The 21550-nt window shown below is 66.1% G+C and carries 22 protein-coding genes and 2 pseudogenes; 6 read left to right on the forward strand and 18 right to left on the reverse strand.

What is annotated here, in order from left to right; all coding sequences use genetic code 11:
* Positions 1–50 precede the first annotated feature (50 nt).
* Both A7E77_RS02230 and A7E77_RS02235 read left to right on the forward strand, forming a co-directional pair.
* The gene (locus A7E77_RS02230) at positions 51–917 is read left to right on the forward strand and encodes a UDP-2,3-diacylglucosamine diphosphatase (protein ID WP_017979390.1); all 867 of its coding nucleotides are present in this window, start codon (positions 51–53) and stop codon (positions 915–917) included.
* Positions 917–1942 (forward strand): glycosyltransferase family 4 protein, encoded by a 1026-nt coding sequence (locus tag A7E77_RS02235; RefSeq protein WP_063685611.1) that lies wholly within the window; start codon positions 917–919, stop codon positions 1940–1942. Before A7E77_RS02230 ends, A7E77_RS02235 begins: the two co-directional genes overlap by 1 nt.
* A 109-nt stretch (positions 1943–2051) precedes the next feature.
* Here the strand turns inward: A7E77_RS02235 and A7E77_RS02240 are convergent.
* The 5 genes and pseudogenes from A7E77_RS02240 to A7E77_RS02260 all read right to left on the reverse strand — a co-directional run.
* Positions 2052–2897, reverse strand: a pseudogene (locus A7E77_RS02240) (efflux transporter outer membrane subunit); the annotation flags it as partial.
* 222 nt (positions 2898–3119) lie between these two features.
* Positions 3120–4475 (reverse strand): IS1380-like element IS1247 family transposase, encoded by a 1356-nt coding sequence (locus A7E77_RS02245; protein ID WP_006473457.1) that lies wholly within the window; start codon positions 4473–4475, stop codon positions 3120–3122.
* Positions 4476–4570: 95 nt separating this feature from the next.
* Positions 4571–5236, reverse strand: a pseudogene (locus A7E77_RS02250) (TolC family protein); the annotation flags it as partial.
* 6 nt (positions 5237–5242) lie between these two features.
* A complete protein-coding gene (locus tag A7E77_RS02255; protein ID WP_063685613.1) occupies positions 5243–8440 on the reverse strand; it encodes an efflux RND transporter permease subunit in 3198 nt (1065 codons plus the stop codon).
* Positions 8441–8446: 6 nt separating this feature from the next.
* Positions 8447–9646: an efflux RND transporter periplasmic adaptor subunit gene (locus A7E77_RS02260; RefSeq protein WP_192930005.1), complete on the reverse strand. Its 1200-nt coding sequence runs from the start codon at positions 9644–9646 to the stop codon at positions 8447–8449.
* Between the two features lie 100 nt (positions 9647–9746).
* Here A7E77_RS02260 and A7E77_RS02265 point away from each other — a divergent pair, with 100 nt between their 5' ends.
* On the forward strand, positions 9747–10397 hold the full coding sequence (locus A7E77_RS02265) for a TetR/AcrR family transcriptional regulator (RefSeq protein ID WP_226341811.1): 651 nt from the start codon (positions 9747–9749) through the stop codon (positions 10395–10397).
* Positions 10398–10409: 12 nt separating this feature from the next.
* Here A7E77_RS02265 and A7E77_RS02270 read toward each other — a convergent pair whose 3' ends face one another.
* Genes A7E77_RS02270 through A7E77_RS02285 form a run of 4 tightly spaced genes read right to left on the reverse strand, consistent with a single transcriptional unit; the run spans position 10410 to position 13670 of the window.
* Positions 10410–11033 (reverse strand): TetR/AcrR family transcriptional regulator, encoded by a 624-nt coding sequence (locus tag A7E77_RS02270; RefSeq protein WP_017979396.1) that lies wholly within the window; start codon positions 11031–11033, stop codon positions 10410–10412.
* A 55-nt stretch (positions 11034–11088) separates the two neighbouring features.
* Positions 11089–12756 carry an NAD(P)/FAD-dependent oxidoreductase gene (locus A7E77_RS02275; RefSeq protein WP_063685615.1) on the reverse strand — a complete coding sequence of 556 codons (1668 nt, stop codon included), beginning with the start codon at positions 12754–12756 and terminating at the stop codon, positions 11089–11091.
* A gap of 52 nt (positions 12757–12808) precedes the next feature.
* Entirely contained in the window at positions 12809–13177 is a 369-nt protein-coding gene (locus tag A7E77_RS02280) for a nuclear transport factor 2 family protein (RefSeq protein ID WP_063689647.1), read from the reverse strand.
* Between the two features lie 31 nt (positions 13178–13208).
* Positions 13209–13670 carry an NUDIX domain-containing protein gene (locus A7E77_RS02285; RefSeq protein ID WP_063685617.1) on the reverse strand — a complete coding sequence of 154 codons (462 nt, stop codon included), beginning with the start codon at positions 13668–13670 and terminating at the stop codon, positions 13209–13211.
* Positions 13671–13761: 91 nt separating this feature from the next.
* On the opposite strand from A7E77_RS02285, the gene dcd reads away from it, so the two are divergent.
* A complete protein-coding gene (gene dcd / locus A7E77_RS02290; RefSeq protein ID WP_017979400.1) occupies positions 13762–14316 on the forward strand; it encodes a dCTP deaminase in 555 nt (184 codons plus the stop codon).
* 49 nt (positions 14317–14365) lie between these two features.
* Here dcd and A7E77_RS02295 read toward each other — a convergent pair whose 3' ends face one another.
* The 8 genes from A7E77_RS02295 to A7E77_RS02330 form a co-directional block, all read right to left on the reverse strand.
* A complete protein-coding gene (locus A7E77_RS02295; RefSeq protein WP_063685619.1) occupies positions 14366–14713 on the reverse strand; it encodes a tetratricopeptide repeat protein in 348 nt (115 codons plus the stop codon).
* An 88-nt stretch (positions 14714–14801) separates the two neighbouring features.
* Positions 14802–15380: a hypothetical protein gene (locus A7E77_RS02300; protein WP_226341812.1), complete on the reverse strand. Its 579-nt coding sequence runs from the start codon at positions 15378–15380 to the stop codon at positions 14802–14804.
* A complete protein-coding gene (locus A7E77_RS02305; protein WP_043060644.1) occupies positions 15377–15580 on the reverse strand; it encodes a hypothetical protein in 204 nt (67 codons plus the stop codon). The genes A7E77_RS02300 and A7E77_RS02305 overlap by 4 nt, the downstream gene beginning before the upstream one ends.
* 78 nt (positions 15581–15658) lie before the next feature.
* Entirely contained in the window at positions 15659–15871 is a 213-nt protein-coding gene (locus tag A7E77_RS02310; RefSeq protein ID WP_063685621.1) for a cold-shock protein, read from the reverse strand.
* A 905-nt stretch (positions 15872–16776) separates the two neighbouring features.
* Entirely contained in the window at positions 16777–17205 is a 429-nt protein-coding gene (locus A7E77_RS02315) for an ExbD/TolR family protein (RefSeq protein ID WP_024310303.1), read from the reverse strand.
* A 30-nt stretch (positions 17206–17235) separates the two neighbouring features.
* Positions 17236–17712: an ExbD/TolR family protein gene (locus tag A7E77_RS02320; RefSeq protein WP_024310304.1), complete on the reverse strand. Its 477-nt coding sequence runs from the start codon at positions 17710–17712 to the stop codon at positions 17236–17238.
* A gap of 124 nt (positions 17713–17836) precedes the next feature.
* The gene (locus A7E77_RS02325; RefSeq protein ID WP_017979407.1) at positions 17837–18628 is read right to left on the reverse strand and encodes a MotA/TolQ/ExbB proton channel family protein; all 792 of its coding nucleotides are present in this window, start codon (positions 18626–18628) and stop codon (positions 17837–17839) included.
* Positions 18629–18714: 86 nt separating this feature from the next.
* Positions 18715–19389, reverse strand: coding sequence for an energy transducer TonB (locus A7E77_RS02330; RefSeq protein WP_017979408.1), 675 nt, complete (start codon positions 19387–19389; stop codon positions 18715–18717).
* Between the two features lie 301 nt (positions 19390–19690).
* Between A7E77_RS02330 and A7E77_RS02335 the strand changes: the two genes are divergently transcribed.
* Positions 19691–20500, forward strand: coding sequence for a hypothetical protein (locus A7E77_RS02335; protein ID WP_063685624.1), 810 nt, complete (start codon positions 19691–19693; stop codon positions 20498–20500).
* 18 nt (positions 20501–20518) lie between these two features.
* Here the strand turns inward: A7E77_RS02335 and A7E77_RS02340 are convergent, their stop codons facing one another.
* On the reverse strand, positions 20519–20890 hold the full coding sequence (locus A7E77_RS02340; RefSeq protein ID WP_017979410.1) for a dihydroneopterin aldolase: 372 nt from the start codon (positions 20888–20890) through the stop codon (positions 20519–20521).
* A gap of 131 nt (positions 20891–21021) precedes the next feature.
* On the opposite strand from A7E77_RS02340, the gene A7E77_RS02345 reads away from it, so the two are divergent.
* Positions 21022–21546, forward strand: a complete 525-nt coding sequence (locus A7E77_RS02345; RefSeq protein ID WP_063685626.1) for a GNAT family N-acetyltransferase — start codon at positions 21022–21024, stop codon at positions 21544–21546.
* Positions 21547–21550: the final 4 nt, after the last annotated feature.

The following is a 21550-nucleotide window of genomic DNA, read 5'->3' on the forward strand; positions in this document are numbered from 1 at the left end:
AGGCTATGCATCACCCATAAGGGAACAGCGGGTTCCCGAGGGGGCCACGCATGACCACCGACACGACCACCGCCGATATCCTCGCCTTCGTGCCGCAGCGGCCGACCGTGCCGGAGGCTGCAGGCGTCACGCGCCGCCGCTATCGCACGATCTGGATTTCGGACGTCCACCTCGGCACCCGCGGCTGCAATGCCGACATGCTGATCGACTTCCTCGACCATGTCGACAGCGACCAGCTCTATCTCGTCGGCGACATCATCGACGGCTGGCGCCTCAAGAAGCGCTTCTACTGGCCAGCGAGCCACAACGACGTCGTCTGGCGCCTGATGAAGCGCGCCAAGCGCGGCACCCGCGTCACCTACATCCCCGGCAACCATGACGAGGTGTTCCGCCAGTTCGCCGGCATGGACTTCGGCGGCGTCAAGATCCGCCGCAAGGCGATCCACACCACCGCCGATGGTCGCCGCCTGCTGGTGCTGCACGGCGACGAATTCGACGCGATCACCCTCGCGCACCGCTGGGTCGCGTTCATCGGCGACAGCGCCTACACCGCGCTGATGGTGGTGAACCAGTGGCTCAACGTCGCGCGCCGCCGCCTCGGCATGCCCTATTGGTCGCTGTCGAAGCATGCCAAGGCGAAGGTGAAGAACGCCGTCGCCTTCATCTCGCATTTCGAAGAGGTCGTCGCCCATGCCGCGGGATCGCGCGGCGTCGATGGCGTCGTATGCGGACACATCCACACCGCCGAAATCCGCGATATCCAGGGCGTCGCTTATTATAACGACGGCGATTGGGTGGAGGGCTGCACCGCCCTCGTCGAACATTTCGACGGCCGCATGGAGTTGCTGCATTGGGCGGATGAGATTGCGGCGCGCAATGCGCCGGCCAGCACCGATAGCGTGATCCGCGCCGCCTGATGCGCATCGCCCTCGTCACCGACGCCTGGGCGCCCCAGGTCAACGGCGTGGTCCGCACGCTCACCGCCGTCCGCGACGAGCTGGAGGCGCAGGGCCATCAGTTGCTCGTGATCTCCCCCGATCGCTTCGCCAGTCTGCCCTGCCCCAGCTATCCCGAAATCCGGCTGGCGCTGGCGCGCAGCGGCACGATCGGGCGGCTGATCCGCGACTTCGACGCGGATGCCGTGCATATCGCCACCGAAGGTCCCCTGGGCCTGGCCGCCCGGCGCTGGTGCGTCGGCGACGGCGTGCGCTTCACCACCGCCTATCACACGCAGTTCCCCGATTATGTCGCGGCACGCACCGGCGTGAATGCCGAATGGATCTGGCGCTATATCCGCTGGTTCCACGCGCCCGCCGACGCCATCCTCACCTCGACCCCGTCGGTCGATGCCGTGCTGCGCGCCCATGGCCTGCCGCATCTGCGCCGCTGGGGCCGCGGCGTCGACCTCGCCACCTTTACCGCCGATGGGCCGCGCAATCCCGTCATCACGGCATTGCCAGGCCCGATCCAGCTCTACGTCGGCCGCGTCGCGGTCGAAAAGAATATCGAGGGGTTCCTCCAGTCGACGACGCCCGGCAGCAAGGTGGTCGTGGGTGACGGTCCCGCGCTGGCGATGCTGGCCGCACGCTACCCGCAGGCACATTTCCTGGGACCGCGCTTCGGCGCGGACCTCGCCGCGGCCTATCGCAGCGCCGATGTGCTGGTCTTCCCCAGCCGCACCGACACGTTCGGACTGGTGATGATCGAGGCGCTCGCCTGTGGCACTCCCGTCGCGGCGCTGCCCGCACCGGGGCCGGTGGACGTGCTGGACGACAGCGTCGGCGCGATAGACGCCGACCTCGACGTCGCCATCCCGCGCGCGCTGACCCGCGATCGCGCGACCTGCACCGCCTATGCCGCCCGCTTCACTTGGGCGAGCAGCGCGGCCCAGTTCCTCGACAGCCTCGCGCCCCTGCGCGCGCCGGAGAGCCGCGCGGCCTAGCCGTCCGCCAGCGCGAACCACAGGCGCGCTATCCCCGCCTGGCGGGGTTCACCGTGCCGCGCCTTCGATTGCTGTCCGCTCTTGCGGCACGGTGAACGGGTTAAATGGTTTACTCGAGTCCACCACCCAGCGAGCGGTATAGTTCGACAAGGTTGCTGATGCGTGTCAGTCGGGTCGTGACCAACTGCTGTTGTGCCGCATAAGCGGAGCGCTGCGAATCGAGCGTGTTGAGGAACGATTCCACCCCCGCCCGATAACGCGCGTCGGAAATGCGCAGCGCCACGTTCGCTGCCCCGACACGGGCAGTCTGCGCCGCAATCTGTTCGTCGATCGTGCCGCGCTGTGCCAGCGCATCGGCGACCTCGCGAAACGCGGTCTGCACCGTCTTCTCATAGGTCGACACCGCCGCCTGCTGCGACGCGCGGGCATAATCGACATTGCCCCGCAGCCGTCCGCCATCGAACAGCGGCAGCGATACCGACGGCGCACCGGTATAGGTGAAGCTGCCCCCCGCGAAGAGCCCGCTCAGCGCCGTGCTGATCGTCCCCAGCGTCGCGGTCAGCGAGATGCGCGGGAACAAGGCCGCCCGCGCCGCACCGATATTGGCATTCTGCGCGATCAGCTGATGCTCGGCCTGCAACACGTCTGGCCGGCGCAGCAGGACCTCGGACGACAGGCCCGCGGGCAGTACCTGCAACGCGGCATCGCCGTTACCCAGCCCTTGCGGCAGCAGGTCCGCCATCACCGGCGTACCGACCAGCAGGTCGAGCGCATTCTTGTCCTGCGCCACCCGCGTCTTCAGCACGGCAATATCGTTGCGCGCGCTCTGGTAGCTCGTTTCCGCCTGCCGCGCTTCCAGTTCGGAGGCGACACCGATGCGGAACTGCGCCCGCGTCAGCTCCAGCGATTGCTCGAACGCCTTCAGCGTCTCCTGCGAGATGCGCAGTTGATCCTGACCTGCATTCCCCAAGTGGCGTGGCGTTTGAGGTGAAGATCGCCTGTATCCGAGCGCTAGACAAGGATTTTCTGCCGCAAGCGGCACCTGCGGTCGCGCAGACTGCTGGATCTGGACGGATCAGACCGCGAAGCCGCTGTTTCCTTGCCCAGGGGCGGCGTTTTTCAGCGCAGCGGACAGATCTGTCCAGCCGCTTTCGTTCAGTTTGAGCGTGGATCGCGATCATGCGCATAGCGGTGGCGCTCGCAATCGGCGGATAGCGGCGAGGATGGCGCGTACCATCGTGCCGGTGACAGCGACCTCGGCCAGCTGGAAGGTGATGGTGCGGGCGTGACGGACCACACGTGCCCCGATCTTGATCAGCTTCAGTTGCAGGCTGGTCAACGACCAGTCGGCCATGGCCTCGGGCAGCTCGATGCAGCGCAAGAAGGTGGCCAGGTTGTACGCCAGGGCGTGCAGTTGCAGCCGCACCTCATTGTCGCGGAACTTCCGGCACGACAGCCGCGTCCAGCGAAAGGCGTATTTGCCCTCTTTGATGTGCTGCTCGGCGGTGCCGCGCTGGTTGTAGAACCGCACCACCCAGTCCGGCTCCATCGGCAGGTTGGTGACGATGAAGCCGACACGCGGGAACAGTTCGCCCGGATGCCATTCGATCTTGGCGATCACCCGGCGTTCCTTGTCCCAGGACGCCGCCTGATACTCGAATTCCTCGAAGAACCGCTTGACCTTGGTCAGTGACGGCCGCCCGACAGGGCGCGTTAGCCGATGCGCGATCTTGTCCTTGAGGACCGCGTTTGCGGGCAGCCGGATGGCGTAGAAGAACCGCGCTTCTTCCAATCGCTCATAGATCGCCGGGATCGCGTAGGCAGCATCGGCCCGGAAGAACCTGCCACCAAGGTCGCGCTCCGCGTAGCGCGCAATGACGGGGTCGAGAACATCACGCCAGCCATCGGCGCTGTGGACGTTGCCATGGCGCAGGGCGCAGCGTTCCAGCATCCCGAACTGGTTGAACAGAAAGTTGGGGTGATAGCAGCTACAGTCGAAATGGCCATTCCAGGCGGACCCTTCCTGGTCGCCATGGGTCGGGCTGACCGAGCTGTCCATGTCCAGAACGATGTACTTCAGCCCGTTACGGTCATGGAACCGGTCGATCCATTGCCCGTTCAGGTCGGCCAGCGCGGCACGGTTCCCGGCCAGAGCCAGCGTCTCGGTCTCGAACCGTCCCATCTGCGATGCCGAGGCCGCTTGTGCATCGACCGCTCTGCCGCCGACAACTTGGCGCATGACCGGATCGCAGGCGAGACGGTTGGCGTCGTTGACATCCTCGTATCCGGCCAGCCGCCCAAAGACTGATTGCCGGAACAGGCCGTCGAGCCGATGGACCGTGTTCTTGCCAGAGCGAGTATCGCGCAGCGCCGCTGACGCCAAATCGGACAACCCGAGCGCGTCATCAAGCTCGCGCATCACCAGAAGGCCGCCGTCGGAACTGAGCTGCGTGCCGCGAAATTCCAGCCGCACGCGAGGGTCGAAATCCACCCGATCTGCCCGTTGCAAGCCCGCACCCTCTGGGTGATCCATGAAACGCGCCCCTCGCAGCCTTCAACACCATGTTTTATATAGGAAATATAATGGTCAGGACAGCGAAATCAGCGCCTTACTTGGGAAATGTGGGCCTGATCCGACCCCAGGGTCGCCCAGGCCGTCGCGATCTCGGCGATCAGGCTGATCCGCGCAGCGCGCTGCGCCTCTTCCGATGCGAAATACTGTTCCAGCGCGGCGCGGTTGAGGTTGCGGACGCGGCCGAACAGGTCGAGCTCGAAAGCGGAAAAGCCAGCGTTGACCGAGTAGAATTCGAGGTTCGACGAATTGGACCCGACCGCCGCGCCACCAGCCCCGGCACCCACGCCGCCACCCGTTCCCGCGCCCGCTCCGGCACCGGCTCCTGCGCCACCACCCGCACCGGCACCCGCACCGGCGGAGGCGCCGCCGAAGATGTTGTTAGTATAGGTCCCCGACCCCGACACCGTGGTCGACGGCACCAGATCGGCCCGCTGGATGCGATATTGCGCCCGCGCTTGCAGCACGTTGGCCGCAGCAACCCGCAGATCGCGATTGTTCTCCAGCCCCAGGGCGATCGTCTTGCGCAGCCGGTCGTCGGTGAAGAACGTCTGCCAGCCGATCTTGCTGACGTCGGGCGCATCGGTCGCGGCGGCCGGATACACGCCGCCCTGCGGCAGGGCCGCGGGCACCGCGCCTTCGGGCCGGACGTATTTCGGTGCGAGATTGCACCCCGCGAGCGCGCTGGCGCCCAGCAGCGCGAGGACGATTTTGCGTGTCATCACCACTCAGGCTCCCTGCGGACGGGGCGCATCGCCCTCGCCGTCCGCGTCATTGCTGTCATGCGACCTATCCTCGACGGGCCGCTTGCCGTCGTGGCCGTGCCCGAAAAGACGCAGCACCACGACGAAGAACATCGGCACGAAGAAGATCGCGAGCAGCGTCGCCGACAGCATGCCGCCGACCACCGCACGACCGATCGCATTCTGCCCGCCCGCACCTGCGCCGGTCGAGATCGCCAGCGGCAACACGCCGAAGATGAAGGCGAGGCTGGTCATCAGGATCGGGCGCAGACGTAGCTTGGCCGCCTCCACCGCCGCGTCGAATGGCCGCATGCCTTCGTTGATCCGCTCTTCGGCAAATTCGACGATCAGGATCGCGTTCTTCGCCGAGACGCCGATCGTCGTGATCAGGCCGACCTGCAGGTAGATGTCGTTGTTGAGGCCGGTCAGCCACGCCGCCAACACCGCACCCAGCACGCCGAGCGGCACCACCAGCATCACCGAAATCGGCACCGACCAGCTTTCGTACAGCGCAGCGAGGCACAGGAACACGATCAGCAGCGACAGACCATACAGCGCGGGCGCCTGACCGCCGGACAGCCGTTCTTCGAACGACAGCCCCGTCCACTCAAGCGCGGTGCCCGGTGGCAGCTTGGCGTGGATTTCCTCCATCGCCTGCATCGCCGCACCCGTGCTTAGGCCCGCGCCCGGCGAACCCTGCAACTGCATGGCGGGCTGGCCATTGTAGCGGGTCAGCTGCACCGGCGCATTCGCCCATTCCAGCGTCGCAAAGGCGGTGAACGGCACCATCTGACCCGTGCCGTTCCGCACGTACAGATCGCCGACATCCTCCGGGCTGAGGCGATAGGGCGCATCGGCCTGGACGTAGACGCGCTTCACGCGGCCACGATCGATGAAGTCGTTGATATAGCCACCGCCCCACGCCGTCGCGATCGTCGAATTGACGTCGGCAAGGTCAAGACCCAGCGCGCGCGCCTTGTCCTCGTCGATCTTCACCTTCAGCTGCGGCGCATCGTCCAGGCTCAGCGGGCGGACCTGTGCCAGGCGCTTGTCCTGCATCGCCATGCCCAGCATCATGTTGCGGGCCTGCACCAGCTTTTCGTGACCGATGCCGCCAGTGTCGACCAGCTGCGCATCGAAGCCGGTCGCATTACCCAGTTCCTGCACGGCCGGCGGCACCAGCGCGAAGATCAGCCCGTCCTTATACTGGCTGAACGCACCCATCGCCCGTCCGACGATCGCCTGCGCCTTGTTGTCGGCCCCGCTGCGCTCGTCCCACGGCTTCAGGTTCACGAAGACCAGACCGGCATTCTGCCCTTGCCCCGCAAAGCTGAACCCGTTGATCGTGAACACGCCGGCGACGTTGGCACCTTCGGCTTTCATGAAGTGATCGCGGACGAGGGTCAGCCCCTTGTCGGTGCGCGCGCTCGTCGCGCCGGCCGGGCCCTGCACCAGCGCCAGCACCGTGCCCTGATCCTCGTCGGGCAGGAAGCCCGAGGGCAGGCGCGTGAACACCAGCACCATGCCACCGACGATCAGCGCATAGACCAACAGCGATCGCTTCCAGCTCCGCGCGGTGCGCTTCACGCCACCTTCGTACTTCTGCTGGCCCCGTTCGAACCGATCGTTGAACCAGCGGAAGAAGCGCGCGAACAGCCCGTTGCCCTCCGCCTTGTTCGGGTCATGCGGCTTCAGGATCGTCGCGCACAGCGCCGGCGTCAGGATCAGCGCGACCATGACCGACAGCACCATCGCCGACACGACCGTGATCGAGAACTGGCGATAGATCACGCCGGTCGATCCGCCGAAGAATGCCATCGGCAGGAACACCGCCGACAGGACGAGGCCGATGCCGATCAGCGCGCCGCTGATCTCATCCATCGACTTGCGCGCTGCATCCTTGGGGCTGAGATGTTCCGTGACGATCAAACGCTCGACGTTCTCGACCACGACGATCGCGTCGTCGACCAGCAGGCCGATGGCGAGCACCATGCCGAACAAGGTCAGCGTGTTGATCGTGAAGCCCGCCACCGCCATCACCGCGAAGGTGCCGAGCAGCACCACCGGCACCGCGATCGTCGGGATCAGCGTCGCCCGCCAGTTCTGGAGGAACAGGAACATCACCAGGAAAACGAGGACGACCGCCTCGATCAGCGTGTGGATCACCTGCTCGACCGACAGCCGCACGAACGGCGTGGTGTCATAGGGGTAGATGACCTTGACGTCGGCGGGCAGCGTCTTGCCGATCTCCTGCGCGCGCGCCTTGACCAGCTCCACCGTGTCGAGCGCATTGGCACCCGAGGCGAGGCGCACGCCGAAACCGGACGCGGGCTTGCCGTTATACTGGACGTCGAAGCCGTAATTCTCCGCGCCCAGCTCCACCCGCGCCACGTCGCGCAGCCGTACGACGGCGCCCGCGGTGGTGGTCTTCAACCGGATCGCGCCGAACTGTTCGGGCGTCTGAAGGCGCGACTGTACGCTGACGGTGGCGTTCAGCATCTGCGACTTGGGAGCAGGCTGCGCGCCGATCTGACCGGCGGACACCTGAGCGTTCTGCGCCTGCACCGCGGACGTCACGTCGGCGACGGTCAGCGCATAGCTGTTCAGCTTGATCGGATCGAGCCAGATGCGCATCGCATATTGCGCGCCGAACACCTGCAATTCGCCGACGCCAGACACGCGGCTGATCGGATCCTGGAACTTCGACACGACCATGTCGGACAGGTCGGTGTTGTTGTGCGACCCGTCGGTGGAGACGAGACCGACGACCAGCAGGAAGCTGGCGGACGACTTCGTCACCTGAATGCCCTGGCGCTGCACCTCCTGCGGCAACAGCGGGGTCGCCGCCTGCAGCTTGTTCTGCACCTGCACCTGGGCGATGTCGGGGTTGGTGCCCTGTTCGAAGGTCAGCGTGATCGTCACCGTCCCCGCCGAGGAGGACGAAGACGAGAAATAGCGCAGGTTGTCGATGCCCTTCAGCTGCTGCTCGATGATCTGCGTCGTCGTGCGTTCCAGCGTTTCGGCATCGGCGCCCGAATAGCTCGCGGTGATCGCGACCGCGGGCGGCGCGATTTCCGGAAACTGCGCCACGGGCAGGCTGCGGATCGCGATCGCGCCCGCCAGCATCATGACGATGGCGATGACCCATGCGAAGATGGGTCGATCGATGAAATAGCGTGCCATGGTTCGTTACTTCGCCTGGCCCTGCGCCTGCGGCTGCCCTTGCGGACCGCCGGCAGGCTTGGCGTTCGGATTCCACGGCTCGCCCTTCACCGGCATACCCGGCCGCAGCATCATGCCGCCTTCGACGATCACCTTGTCGCCGGGCTTCAGCCCGCCGGTGACGAGCCAGTTGTCGCCAATCGTTCGCGTCGTCTGCAAGCTGCGCGGCTGCACCTTGCCATCGGCGCCGATCACCATCGCCGTCGCCTGACCCTTTTCGTCGCGCGTCACCGCGCGCTGCGGCACCAGCATGCCATTCTGCTTGATGCCCTGCACCAGCGACGCGCGCACGAACATGCCCGGCAGCAGCAACCCGTTGGGATTGGGGAAGAGTGCGCGGATCACCTGCGATCCGGTCGTCGGATCGACGGTGACGTCGGCAAAGCGCAACGTCCCCTGCGGGCCATAGGCCGTCCCATCCTCCAGCGTCAGCTTCACGGGTGCATTGCCGTCGCGCAGCAGCTGACCATCCATGATCTGCTGGCGCAGCTTCAGCAGGTCGGCACTCGACTGCTGGATATCGACGTACACGGGATCGAGCCGCTGGATCGTCGCCAGCGCCTCGGTCTGCGACGCGGAGACGAGCGCGCCGGTCGTGAACACCGACCGGCCGATCCGCCCGCTGATCGGCGCGCGGATCGTGGTACGCGCCAGATCGATCTGCGCCGTCCGCAGCGCCGCCTGCTGCGCCGCAACGTCGGCGCGCGCCTGCTGCGCGCTCGTCTGGGCGTTTTCATACTCCTGACGCGCGATGGCGTTGATCTTGACCAACTCGCCATAGCGGCGCGCCAGCGCCTCGCTCGACGCGATCGCAGCACGCGCGCGAGCCAGCGCCGCACGGGCACTGGCGACCTGCGCCTGATAGGGCGCGGAATCGATGCGATACAGCGGCTGGCCTGCGCGGACCATGTCGCCTTCGGTGAACAGGCGCGCGCGGATCAGTCCGTTGACCTGCGGCCGTACCTCGGAGGTTTCGAAGGCGGTGGTGCGCCCCGGCAATTCGGTGGTCAGCGTCACGGGCTGTTCGCGCACGACGACATAGCCGACCGTGGGCGGCCCCTGCGGCGCCTGCTGCTGCTGTTGCCCCTTGCCGCCGCAGGCCGTGAGCGTTCCGCCCAGAACCAGTGCCAACGCTAGCGTCGCCGCGCCGTGTCGCTTATCCGCCATGCCGAAATGTCCGATTTTGATTTTTGTGAGTGATCGATCACTCACGCTCTGGTACAACCGGATTCGAACGGGCGTCAACCCGTGCCGGGACGAGGATGGAATGAACGACGCGAATTTTTGTTGCACCGCACCCAGGAATAAAGCGGACGCGCGTCGTGAACGTGTGATCGAGGCTGCTCGCAAGCTCTTCATCGACAAAGGTTTTCACAGCACCGGCATCGCGCAGATCGCAAAAGAATCGGGCATCGCGGTCGGCCAGCTGTATCGCGACTTTTCGGCCAAGGAGGACATCGTTGCCGCGATCGTCGACGCCGATTGCTGCGCGTTCATGGCAGGCGACTCGCTGCGCGCCGCCATTGAAAACAATGACGCGGCCTTGGTGCGCGACTGGTTGCACCAGTTCATCACCGCCGAGGACGCCGAGGAGGACGTCGAAAATTCGCGCCTGTTCGCAGAAATCGTCGCGGAGGCGGGACGCAACGAACGGATTGCGGCGATCTTTCGCAGAATCAACGACGACGTCCGCGGCCTGATGCTCAACGCGTTGGAAATGCTCGCCCCCTCGCCGCGGATGGCGGAACGGCGTGCGGTCTTGTCGGACATGATTTCAACGATGGCGCTCGGCATGCTGCATCAGGAGTTGATCCGCCGCGATTTCGATCGCGGTCCGCTTGCACGGGCGTTCATCGTCACGGTCGACCGAGAGATCGACGCAATGCGCGCCGAGGGGACACCAGATCAGACCCCTTGAGCTGACGCTCTCCTAGCGGCTCGGCCACATCGCCAGGCTGGTGTCGACCATCCGCTCGAGTTCATCGCGCCTGGCGCCCGATCCCGCCTGCACCGCCATCCCCTGCAACAGCGCGTAAAGATAGCTGGTAAGACCGCTGATATCGACCGCCGCGGGCAGATCCCCATCTGCCTTCGCCCGCTCGAACCGTTCGACTAGTGCCGCCTGCGATGATGCGCGACGCGCGATCATCTCGCCCCGAACCGAATCGGCTTCCGATCCGCAGGGCATGGTGGCGATCACGCCCAGGCACCCCTTGGGTTCACCGGGACTGGTCTGCATCGCCAAGGCGCCGCGCAGGATCGTCTCTGCGACGCCACGCGCGGTCGGCTGCTCCAGCGCCGCGCGCATATATTCCAGCTTTTCCTGCTCGTAGAGGTCGAGCGCCTTGTGAAACAGCGCCTCCTTGTTGCCGAAGGCCGCGTACAAGCTGGGGCGCGTGATCCCCATCGCCTCGGTCAAATCGGCAAGCGACGTGCCTTCATACCCCTTGCTCCAGAAGACGCGTAGCGCCGCGGCGAGGGCAGTATCCGTGCAGAATTCCCGCGGACGCCCCTTTGCACACGGGCCGGGTGACGCGGTAAGAACGCTTTCCATATCGCTCAGTATAGAAAGTCTGGCGCGCCGAACAACACCGTATCGGCACTACCGCTTACGCGGCCCGCTTTCCGGGCTGGCGTTGCCGCGGAACCGCGCCCTGCGTTCCCATGATCTGCCGCGCGACCGCCTCGGCGATCTTGATACCATCGACCGCGGCCGACAGGATGCCGCCGGCATAGCCTGCCCCCTCGCCCGCCGGAAACAGGCCGATCGTATTGAGGCTCTGCAAATCCTCGCCCCGCGTAATGCGGATCGGCGATGAGGTGCGCGTTTCCACCCCCGTCATCACCACGTCGGGGTGATCGTAGCCCGCAATCTGCCGTCCGAAGACCGGCAGCGCCTCGCGCATCGCCGCAATGACGAAATCGGGCAGGCAGGTTGCAAGGTCGGTCGGCGTCACGCCCGGCCGATATGACGGCGCGATCGATCCCAGCGCGGTCGACGGCCGCCCCGCCAGGAAATCCCCCACCCGCTGCGCCGGCGCCTTGTAGCTCGATCCACCCGCAACGAACGCCAGTTTCTCGATCCGGCGCTGCAGCGCGATGCCGGCGAGTGGATCACCCGGATAGTCGCGCGCCGGATCGATCGCGACGACGAAGCCCGAATTGGCGTTGCGCTCGTTGCGCGAATATTGGCTCATGCCGTTGGTGGCGACCTGCCCTTCCTCGGACGTCGCCGCCACCACCGTGCCGCCCGGGCACATGCAGAAGCTGTAGACCGTCCGCCCGTTCGAACAGTGATGCGAGATATGATATTCGGCCGCGCCCAGAATGGGATGGCCGGCATTGGGGCCGAAGCGCGCCTGATCGATCCAGGATTGCGGGTGCTCGATCCGCACGCCGATCGAAAAGGGCTTGGCCTCGATATAGACGCCCGCCTCGTGCAGCATCGCGAACGTGTCGCGCGCGCTGTGCCCGACGGCGAGCACCACCTGCTCCGCCTCCAGATAGTCGCCGTTGTGCAGGTGCAGTCCGCGCATCCGCCGGGTGCCATCCGCGTCGATCGCGACGTCGATGCCGTCGACCCGGCGTTCGAAGCGATATTCGCCGCCCAACGCCTCGATCGACGCACGCATGCTCTCCACCATCGTGACCAGCCGGAACGTGCCGATATGCGGGTGTGCCTCGGTCAGGATTTCCTCGGGCGCGCCCGCTTTCACGAACTCGGTCAGTACCTTGCGGTCGAGATGCCGCGGATCCTTGATCCGGCTGTAGAGCTTGCCGTCCGAGAACGTGCCCGCCCCGCCCTCACCGAACTGGACGTTCGATTCGGGGTTCAGCTCGCTACGCCGCCACAGACCCCAGGTATCCTTGGTCCGCTCGCGCACCACCTTGCCGCGATCGACGATGATCGGGCGAAATCCCATCTGGGCGAGGATCAGGCCCGCGAACAGACCGCACGGCCCCGTCCCGATCACCACCGGCCGTGGCCCCGTGTAATCCGCCGGCGCCTTGGCAACGAAGCGATAGCCGGTGTCCGGCGTCGACCCGACGTTGCGGTCGCGGCGGCAGCGGGCCAGCACCGTGCCCTCGTTCTTCACCGTCACGTCGACCGAATAGACGAGCTGGATATCCATCTTATCGCGCGCGTCATTGGCCCGCCGCGCCACCGTATAGCGCACCAGATCGCGCGGCCCGATCCGCAACCGATCCCGGATCGCCGCTGCCAGCGCCTCCTCGGGATGATTGAGGGGGAGTTTCAGCTCATTGATGCGCAGCATGCCGCCCGGATAGCCGATGCGATGGGCGCTCGCCAGTCCGCGTCGGGATCGCCTAGCCGATACGCGCCGCCTGCCCCGCCACGACGGCCCAGCCGCCCCCTGTCTCCCGCCAAAGGCGGGTGTAGGCATAAAGCCCGTCGATCACGGCATCTGCGAACCGACCGACAAGCGTCGCCTTCGTCGTCACGAGCACCATGTCGCCGATGACGGTATAGCGGGTGTCGGACAGGTCGAGGCGGCTCAGTTTCAGCAGGCCCTCGGCATGCGCAGCCAGATCCTGCTCCCGGTTCAGCACACTGCCGTCCGGCCCAGTGAAGACCAGCGCCGGATCGATCAGCATCGACAGGGCCGCAACGTCCCCCGCCACCATCGCCGATCGCAACCGTGCCTCGCAGCGTTCGACCTCTGCTACGCCATCCATGCCACCCTCCTGCGCAACGGCGGCAGCATCGCTACCACCGTCCATCGGATACGCTGCGGCCCAGCAGCTCGTCCACCCGCCGCCGCGTCGCGGGAGACGCCGCGGCGGGCAAGGCATCGGGTGGGAAGAAGCACGCCTCGGCGAGTTCGACGCCATCAATCTGCGGCGTGTCGGTGGTCGTGCCACGGACGAGCCATACCGTATCGCGCCGTCCCTCGGCGCGCGCGTCCCATCGCCCGACGATTTCGGCCGCATCCAGCCGGCACCCGGTTTCTTCCATCAGTTCGCGCAACGCCGCCGCGATCGGCGCCTCTCCGCGCGCGATGCCGCCGCCCGGCAGCATCCACAGATCGGACCGGCCATAACGATGCCGCACCAGCAGCACCCGCCCCGATGCGTCGAACGCCATCACCTTCACGCCGCGCGTCCGCCACCCGACCAGCGCCATCGCGCGGCGACGCAAGCGATAGGCGAGATCGATCAGCGGACGCATCCCGCATGTTCTATCGAGTCGTGCAAACGTCCGAAAGCTTGCCCTTGCTCGCCGAACCGGCAATGACGCGCGGGTTCAAGGGGAGCCGTTCATGTCCATCCTGTCCGACCGCTGGATTCGCGAGGCCGCGCAGACGCAGGCGATGATCGAGCCCTTCGTCGAAAGCCAGCGCCGCGACGGCTGCATCAGCTATGGCCTCTCGTCCTATGGCTATGACGCGCGCGTGGCGGACGAATTCAAGATCTTCACCAACGTCGATAGCGCGGTCGTCGACCCCAAGGACTTTGCGTCGAACAGCTTCGTCGATCGCAAGACCGACGTCTGCATCATCCCGCCCAACAGCTTCGCGCTGGCTCGCACGGTCGAATATTTCCGCGTGCCGCGCGACGTGCTCGTGATCTGCCTCGGCAAATCGACCTACGCACGGTGCGGGATCATCGTGAACGTCACGCCGCTGGAGCCCGGCTGGGAAGGCCATGTCACGCTGGAATTCTCCAACACGACCCCGCTGCCCGCCAAAATCTATGCCAATGAAGGCGCCTGCCAATTCCTGTTCCTGAAGGGCAACGAGCCCTGCGAGACCAGCTACGCCGACCGGGCCGGTAAATATATGGGCCAGCGCGGGGTCACTCTGCCCCGCCTGTAATCCCCACGGGCGCGCCCCGAGCCGCCCGGCTGCGGGGCCACCCCGCGGCTCAGCGCGTCGCGAGCGTCGTCGATGTCAGCCGTGACAGGCCGCGCGTCGCCACGTCATGCGACGAGAGCACGGCGCCGTTCGGCATGTCCATCGCCACCGCCGGCCGCTCCAAGACGCCGTGATACAGCGCACGGGCATCCGCCGTCCGCCCCGTGCGCAGATAGGCCGCCGCAAGGTTGAGCATCAGTTCGGGGCGACCCGGAAAAATCCGGCGCTCGGCCTCGATCTGCTTCGCAGCCGTGGCGAAATCGCCGGCTGCGATCGCCTGATAGCCGGTGCGATCCGCCGCCAGAGCCGGCGTCGCCAGACATGCACCCGCGAGCATTGCTGCCACCATCACACGCATAGCACCTTCTCCTTCCCTGCATGACGTGCAGGTTTCACTTTTATGACACTAACGTGTCACTTCGGAGACAGAGTCGCAAGCGATTTGATCAGCTGTCGGGCGCACCGCTGACGATGCGGTCCCCCAAGCGTGCGTAGAAACCGGCAATATCGTGCAAATGCAGCGCACTCGGGCGCAATCGCGCGCCGATCGCATAACGGCGCAGGTCCGGCGATCCGGCATCCCGCCACCCCGATGTCAGCCAGCGGGCCTGCGGTACATCCCCGCAGCCCACCCGTCCCGCATCATGAAACAGGCACAGGCGCGACCGTTCGAGGGCGCGCAGTCGCCGCTGGGCCGGGCGTACGTCCCACCCATCCGTTTCGTACACGGCGATCCGGGTTGCGGTATCGGGCTTCAACGTCAGCAGCCGCGGCCGTGGGGCGAGGCATGAGACGTCCAGCAACACGCCTAGAAACCTGTCGAGCTCCCGCAGGCAATTGCCCACGTAGCGGGCGCGGACCACCGCCTGTGGCCCCTCCACCATGGGATCAGCCCAAGGCGCGAGACCCGCGATATGGCGCGCCCCCTGCCGCAGCGTCGCATGGGCCAGCGCGACCGACGTTTCCGGAACGTTGGGATGACGGGGCGTTATGCGTGCGGCGACAGCCGACGCTCGGCCCGTCACGACAGGATTGTCGGGGGGATCGTTTCGCGCGCCAATCGGTCGGCACGCAGGCGCTCGGTCCGTTCGGCGCGGCTGGCCATAGCATCCCAGCTCGCGGCGGCGCGCTCGGACTGGAGACGGACATTGTCCAGCGTCGCCGCATCGGCGACACCACGCTGGATCATCGCCTGACGGCGGCAGAAGGCGGCATCGTTCGACATGGCTCAACCCCGGACGAGAAACGAGATGCCGACACCGCCCCTATCGGACGGCGTCGGATCGATGTCAGGCGGCGAGGATCAGTCGACGCTATGCAAATTGACCGCGGCCATCTTGCCGCGGCGATCCTCTTCCAGGTCATAGCCGACGCGCTGGTTCTGGGTCAGCGTGACAAAGCCGGCGCGCTCGACCGCCGAGATGTGGACGAACGCATCCGTGCCGCCGCTCTCAGGCGCGATAAAGCCATACCCCTTGTCGGCGTTGAAGAATTTGACGGTGCCGATCGTGCTCATGGGAAATCCCTTCTTTCGTGACAGGCGGAACGCGTGTCGCTGCGCCTGATGCCGGGCTGCAGGGAAAGAGGGAGAAAGGGTCGCAGAGCGCCGATAAACCGTCGATATGCGACTATAGCGAAAGGGATATGGGCGTGGGGTGCCCATTCTACAAGGGGTGCCGGGTCGAGGGGTGGGGTTTGTCTCCCCACTCGGGGACCGGCACGTCGGGCTTTAGAGGCGCGCGCAGGCTAAACGGGCGGCCTCGGTAACACATTCAATGACGTGCCCACGCCAAGGCACCGTAGGAACTGTGACAGGGTGATCGCTGCGATCCGCCATAGCCAGCACGTCACCGCAGGCGCTCTGACGCCCAAACTCAGCCTTAAGCCTTTCATCCACCCGAAGAAAAAGGGGGCTTCCGACGATCTTTCAAACCATCGCCGCGGCGAAGGCTGGAACGTTGCATGGCCCTCATCTGAAAATGCCACCCTTCGAGAGGCCATAACAACAGCGGCGCCACTCGCGTCTGTCCGACCGTCCCCCCAGACATATTTAGGCTGCCACCACGCAGTAAAAACAACAGCTTCCGCCGGAACGGGTCCGGCGTGACGGAGCGGTCCTTGGCACAGGTCTTCGTGAAAGCTGGAACAGTGCCCAGCTACGTGTGATCGGCCGGAGCACCCGTTCAGCATATCCAGCCGTCCGGCTCAGCGGCTCAGCGGCTCAGCGGCTCAGCGGCTCAGCGGCTCAGCGGCTCAGCGGCTCAGCGGCTCAGCGGCTCAGCGGCTCAGCGGCTCAGCGGCTCAGCGGCTCAGCGGCTCAGCGGTCCCACAAGACCCGGCAAACGCAACCCCCGCCACCATCACATAAAAAAAAGGCGGCCCCGGATGGGACCGCCCTGTCATCGTACCGTTCGGCGTCGATCAGAAATCGTTGCGATACTGTTCGTTGCCGATGAAGCCGAGCTTGGTGACCGCCGAGCGCTTGATCACCGCCAGCGTCTGGTCGACCTTGTCGTACTTCGCCTGCGGATCCGGCTGGAAGTGCAGTTCCGGCTCCGGATTGATCGCCGCAGCGGTGTCCAGATACTGACGCAGCGTCACCTCGTCGACCGGCTGACCATTCCACGAGACCGTGCCGGCCGCGTCGATGATGATCTTGTTCTTCTGCGGATCGACCGGCGGCTTCTGGTTACGCGGATCGTTGACCGGAAGGTCGACCTTCACCGCGTGCGTCGGGATCGGAAGGGTAATGATGAACATGATGAGGAGCACGAGCATGACGTCGATCAACGGCGTCGTGTTCATGTCCATCATCGGCTCGCCGTCGTCCGAGCCACCACTCATTGCCATGTCAAATACTCCTGGGTCGGGCGGGGCAGATCAGCCACCCGCGGGTGGCGGCTGCGAGATGAAGCCGACCTTGGCGAAGCCTGCCTGCTGCATCGTGTAGATGGTGCCGCCGATGCACTTGTAGGGCGTGTTGACGTCGCCGCGGATATGGACTTCGGGCAGTTCGAGGTTCGGGTTGCCCGCGCCGCCCTGGCGTTCGATCTCCAGCTTCAGCTTGTCGACCGCGCGGGTCAGCAGGTCCTTGCTGGTGATCGGCGACGTGCCCCAATAGACGAGGCAGTTGCCGTCCGGGCCGCTCGTCACCGACAGCAGCACGTTTTCGGGCTTCGTCGTCGTCGGATCGAAACGGACCTTGGGCAGAACGATGCCCTTGACCGTCTGGATCGCCACCGGAACGGCGATCAGGAAGATGATGAGGAGCACCAGCATCACGTCCACGAGTGGCGTGGTGTTGATGTCCGACATCGGTTTCTCGGAGGAGCCTCCTCCTCCAGTGCTCATCGCCATGTGCGAGCTATCCTATCCATTCCTTATGGCCGGACGCCGTCTGCCGCAGTGGTCGAAGCCACGGGCACCGGCGCCGGCGGGTTGCGGGATGGGTCGATGCCGGCACATCCCGCAGCCTCGTCGCTTACGGGCGCGTCTGCACGCCACCGGCCTGGCCGGCGGTCGTGGTCGCGGCAACCGGCTTCACCGGTGCCTTCGAAGCGGCACCCGCGATCGTCGGCTTCACGGCGCCGTTCGAAGCGAGGAAGCCCAGCACGTCGTTCGAGAAGGCCGACAGGTCTTCCGCGATCGACTTGTTGCGGCGCTGCAGCCAGTTGTAGGCGAGCACGGCCGGAACCGCGACGACGAGGCCGAGCGCGGTCATGATGAGCGCCTCACCGACGGGGCCTGCGACCTTGTCGATCGAGGGATCGCCCGACGCGCCGATCTTGATCAGCGCGCGGTAGATGCCGACCACGGTGCCGAACAGACCGATGAACGGTGCGGTCGCGCCGACGGTCGCGAGGAAGGCGAGACCGCCACCCAGCTTCGAGTTGATCGCCGCTTCCGAGCGGGCGAGCGAACCGTGCAGCCAGTCGTGCGCTTCGACCGGATCGGTCAGCTTGGCGTGCTGGTCCTGCGCCTGCAGACCGTCATCGACGAGCTGCTTGTAGGCCGAGTTCTTCTCGAGCTTGGCCGCGCCTTCACGCAGGTTGCTCGACTGCCAGAAGCCCTGACGGACGCGCTTCGCCTGGTTCATGATCTTCTGCTGCTCGAACAGCTTCGAGAACAGGATGTAGAAGGAGACGATCGACATCAGCACGAGGATCGTGAAGACCGACTGCGAGATGAGGCCGCCTTCCTTCAGAGCGGCCTGCAGGCCGAACTGGTTTTCGGCTGCCGCGGTGCCGCCGGCCGCGAGAATGGTGGTGAGCATTTGGGTTAAATCCTTGTCAAACGGTGTAGAAGTTCGGGGAGGATCCGCCCGTCGTCCGGCCTATTCCGGATAACGGGCGGGCCGCATCATTCCTTCGGGATCTTCCAGACCACGCGCCGGGTCTGCGTCGTGGCGATCGGGTTACCGCTGGCGTCCTGCGCCGGGGTATAGCGTCCCCGCCGCGTGATCGCTGCACAGGCTGCACGATCGAGAGCCGACGAGCCGCTGGACGAGGTCGTCCGGCAATTCTCCACCCGGCCAGCGGTGCTGATCGTCCAGGCGATCACACTGGTGCCCTCTTCGTTGTTGCGAAGCGAGCTGGGCGGATAGTCGTCGTTCGTGATCCACGCCGACGGGTCACCCTTCGCACCCGCAGCCTTGCTGACGACCGGCGGAGCCGGCGGCGCAGGGGGAGCAGGCGGGGCCGGCGGCGCTGCGATCGGCGTCAGGTTGACGGCCGGCGGCGGCGTCGTGACCGTCTGGATCACCACGGGCGGCGGATTCGGATTCTGCACGATCGGCGGCGGCGACACCACGGGCGGCGGCGTCATCGGCGTATCGGGCGGAGGGGGCGGCGGTTCGTCCGGCGGCGGGGGCGGCGGCTCCTCGACGTCGAACGTATTAAGCTTTTCTTGGGCCTTCTTCACGTATTGGTACGCGAGCCCGGTGACGAAGGCATAGCCCAGCGCCGCATGGATGAGCACGACGATGAAAATCGCGACCATCTTGCCACCGGACATCTTCTGGTCAGCATAGGCCATTCAGCAACGACACTCCCTAATCTCGTGGTCCTCGCGGCGCCTGGGGGAAGGACACGCGTAGGCCACTGCCCCGGCTGCGCCGGATATGGCAGTGCCGTCAGTCCTATCGCCCCGTTCCCCGCCGCGCAAACGCTTTGTCGGACGCAACAAACGTACAATCGCTTCGCGACAGAATTATTTCTGTATCGTTCAGGCGCGCTGGGCTAGCGCTACCGCCATGATCAGCGCCTTTCACCGTCGGCCGACCGCCCTGCTCGCCTGCCTCGCCTCGACCGTATCCAGCCCCCTTATTGCCGCACAAATGCCGCAGAATTCCGCGGTTTCGGCCACAAGTGACTCGTCGGGCATCAGCGCGCAAGCCGCGCCGCCCTATGCCGACATCGCCGATCTGGTGATCGCGTCGCCGATCATCGCGGACGCCACGATCCGCTCCGCCCTGAAGCTGAAAGGCGCCGATTCGGCTGGCGTCGCGCCGGGCATGACACGCTATTATGTCGAGGCCGATCTGGTCGCGCTGGTGCGCGGTGCGGGCGGATTGCCACCGCGAATCGGCTATCTGCTTGATGTGGCGTCCGATTCGGCAGGCCGCCAGCCAAAGCTCAAGAAACTGCGCGTCCTGCTGTTCGGGCGGAGCGTCCCGGGCACCCCGAATCAGATCCAGCTCGTCGCGCCCGATGCGCAGATTCCCTGGTCTCCGACCGAAGACCAGCGTGTCCGCGCGATCGCGCAGAGCCTCGTCGCCGCCGATGCGCCGCCCGTCGTCACCGGCATCGGCAATGCCTTCCACGTACCCGGCGCGCTGCCCGGCGAAGGCGAGACGCAGGTGTTTCTGACCACCGCGAACGGTGCGCCCGTCTCGCTGACGGTGCTCCGCCGGCCCGGTGAGCAGCCGCGCTGGGCGGTCGCGCTGTCGGAGATCGTCGACGAGGCCGCGGCACCGCCAGCACGCGATACGTTGCTCTGGTATCGCCTCGCCTGCGCCCTGCCCGCCGCGCTACCCGATCGCAGCACTGCCTCGCTCGATCCGGCGAATGCGGAGCTCGCGCGGCAGGATTATCGTTTCGTCTTGGAACAGCTCGGTCCCTGCGGCCGGACGCGCACGCTGCGCTGATCCGGCCCGCGCCGCCGTTTACCGACGGTGACGGACCAGCGTGACCCCGATCGATTCGCCCGCCTCGGCGATGGCGAGCTTCACGATCTTCACCTCGACGCGCAGCACGCGCTCGTCGGCGAGGAACAGCGTCTCGCAGATATGGTCCGCGACCGCCTCGATCAGCGTGAAGTGCAGCCCCTCGGGCAATGCGGTGGTCGCCGCATGTTTCAGATCGAGATAGTTTTTCGACGCCGACAGCGGCGTATCGGGCGCGAAATGATCCGGGCAGCGCAGGTCGACGGTCAGGTCGATGCGCAGCGGCTGCGGCAGGTGCGTTTCTTCCGAATAGATGCCGGTGAGCACCTGGACTTCGAGGTCATGGACCTGCAGCTGAAGACGGTCTTGCATGGGCGGCGCCTCTAGCAAGCCTGCTTGCCGGACGCGAGTGGCGTGCGATCCTTGCGCATTCCGCTTGCCATCCGCCCCCGCGCGCGTCATGCGCGCCGCCGCCCGCTGTCGGGCGTGAAGGACCCCTGCCCGTGATCGCTTTCGTGCCGCTGGCTGATATCGATGGCGCCGCCGTCGAGGCGCTGCTCGACCGTGCGTTCGGCACGGACCGTCACGGGCGTACCGCCTATAAGGTGCGTGGCGCCGCCGCCGCGGTGCCCGCGCTCAGCGTTGCTGCGATGGAAGACGGCACGTTGATCGGATCGATCCAATGCTGGCCCGTCCTGCTGACCGGCGACGACGGCGTCGGTCATCGCCTAACCATGATCGGTCCGGTCGCGGTCGAGCCGGGGCGGCAGCGCGATGGCATCGGCCGCCGCCTCATGACGCAGGCGCTCGACGCGGCGGCAGAGCAGGGCCTCGATCGCGCGCTGATGCTGATCGGCGACCCGGAATATTACGCGCGCTTCTTTGGCTTCGACGCATCGCGCACCGCCGGCTGGCGCCTGCCCGGCCCGGTCGAACGCCACCGCCTGCTCGCGCGCGGTGCCGATGTGCCTGCCATCGATGGCATGCTGGGCCCGATCACCTCGCCAGCGGGGCACGCAAACGCCTGACCCG

It is taken from the genome of Sphingomonas sp. NIC1 (assembly GCF_001638925.1).
Taxonomy (GTDB): Bacteria; Pseudomonadota; Alphaproteobacteria; order Sphingomonadales; family Sphingomonadaceae; genus Sphingomonas; species Sphingomonas aquatilis.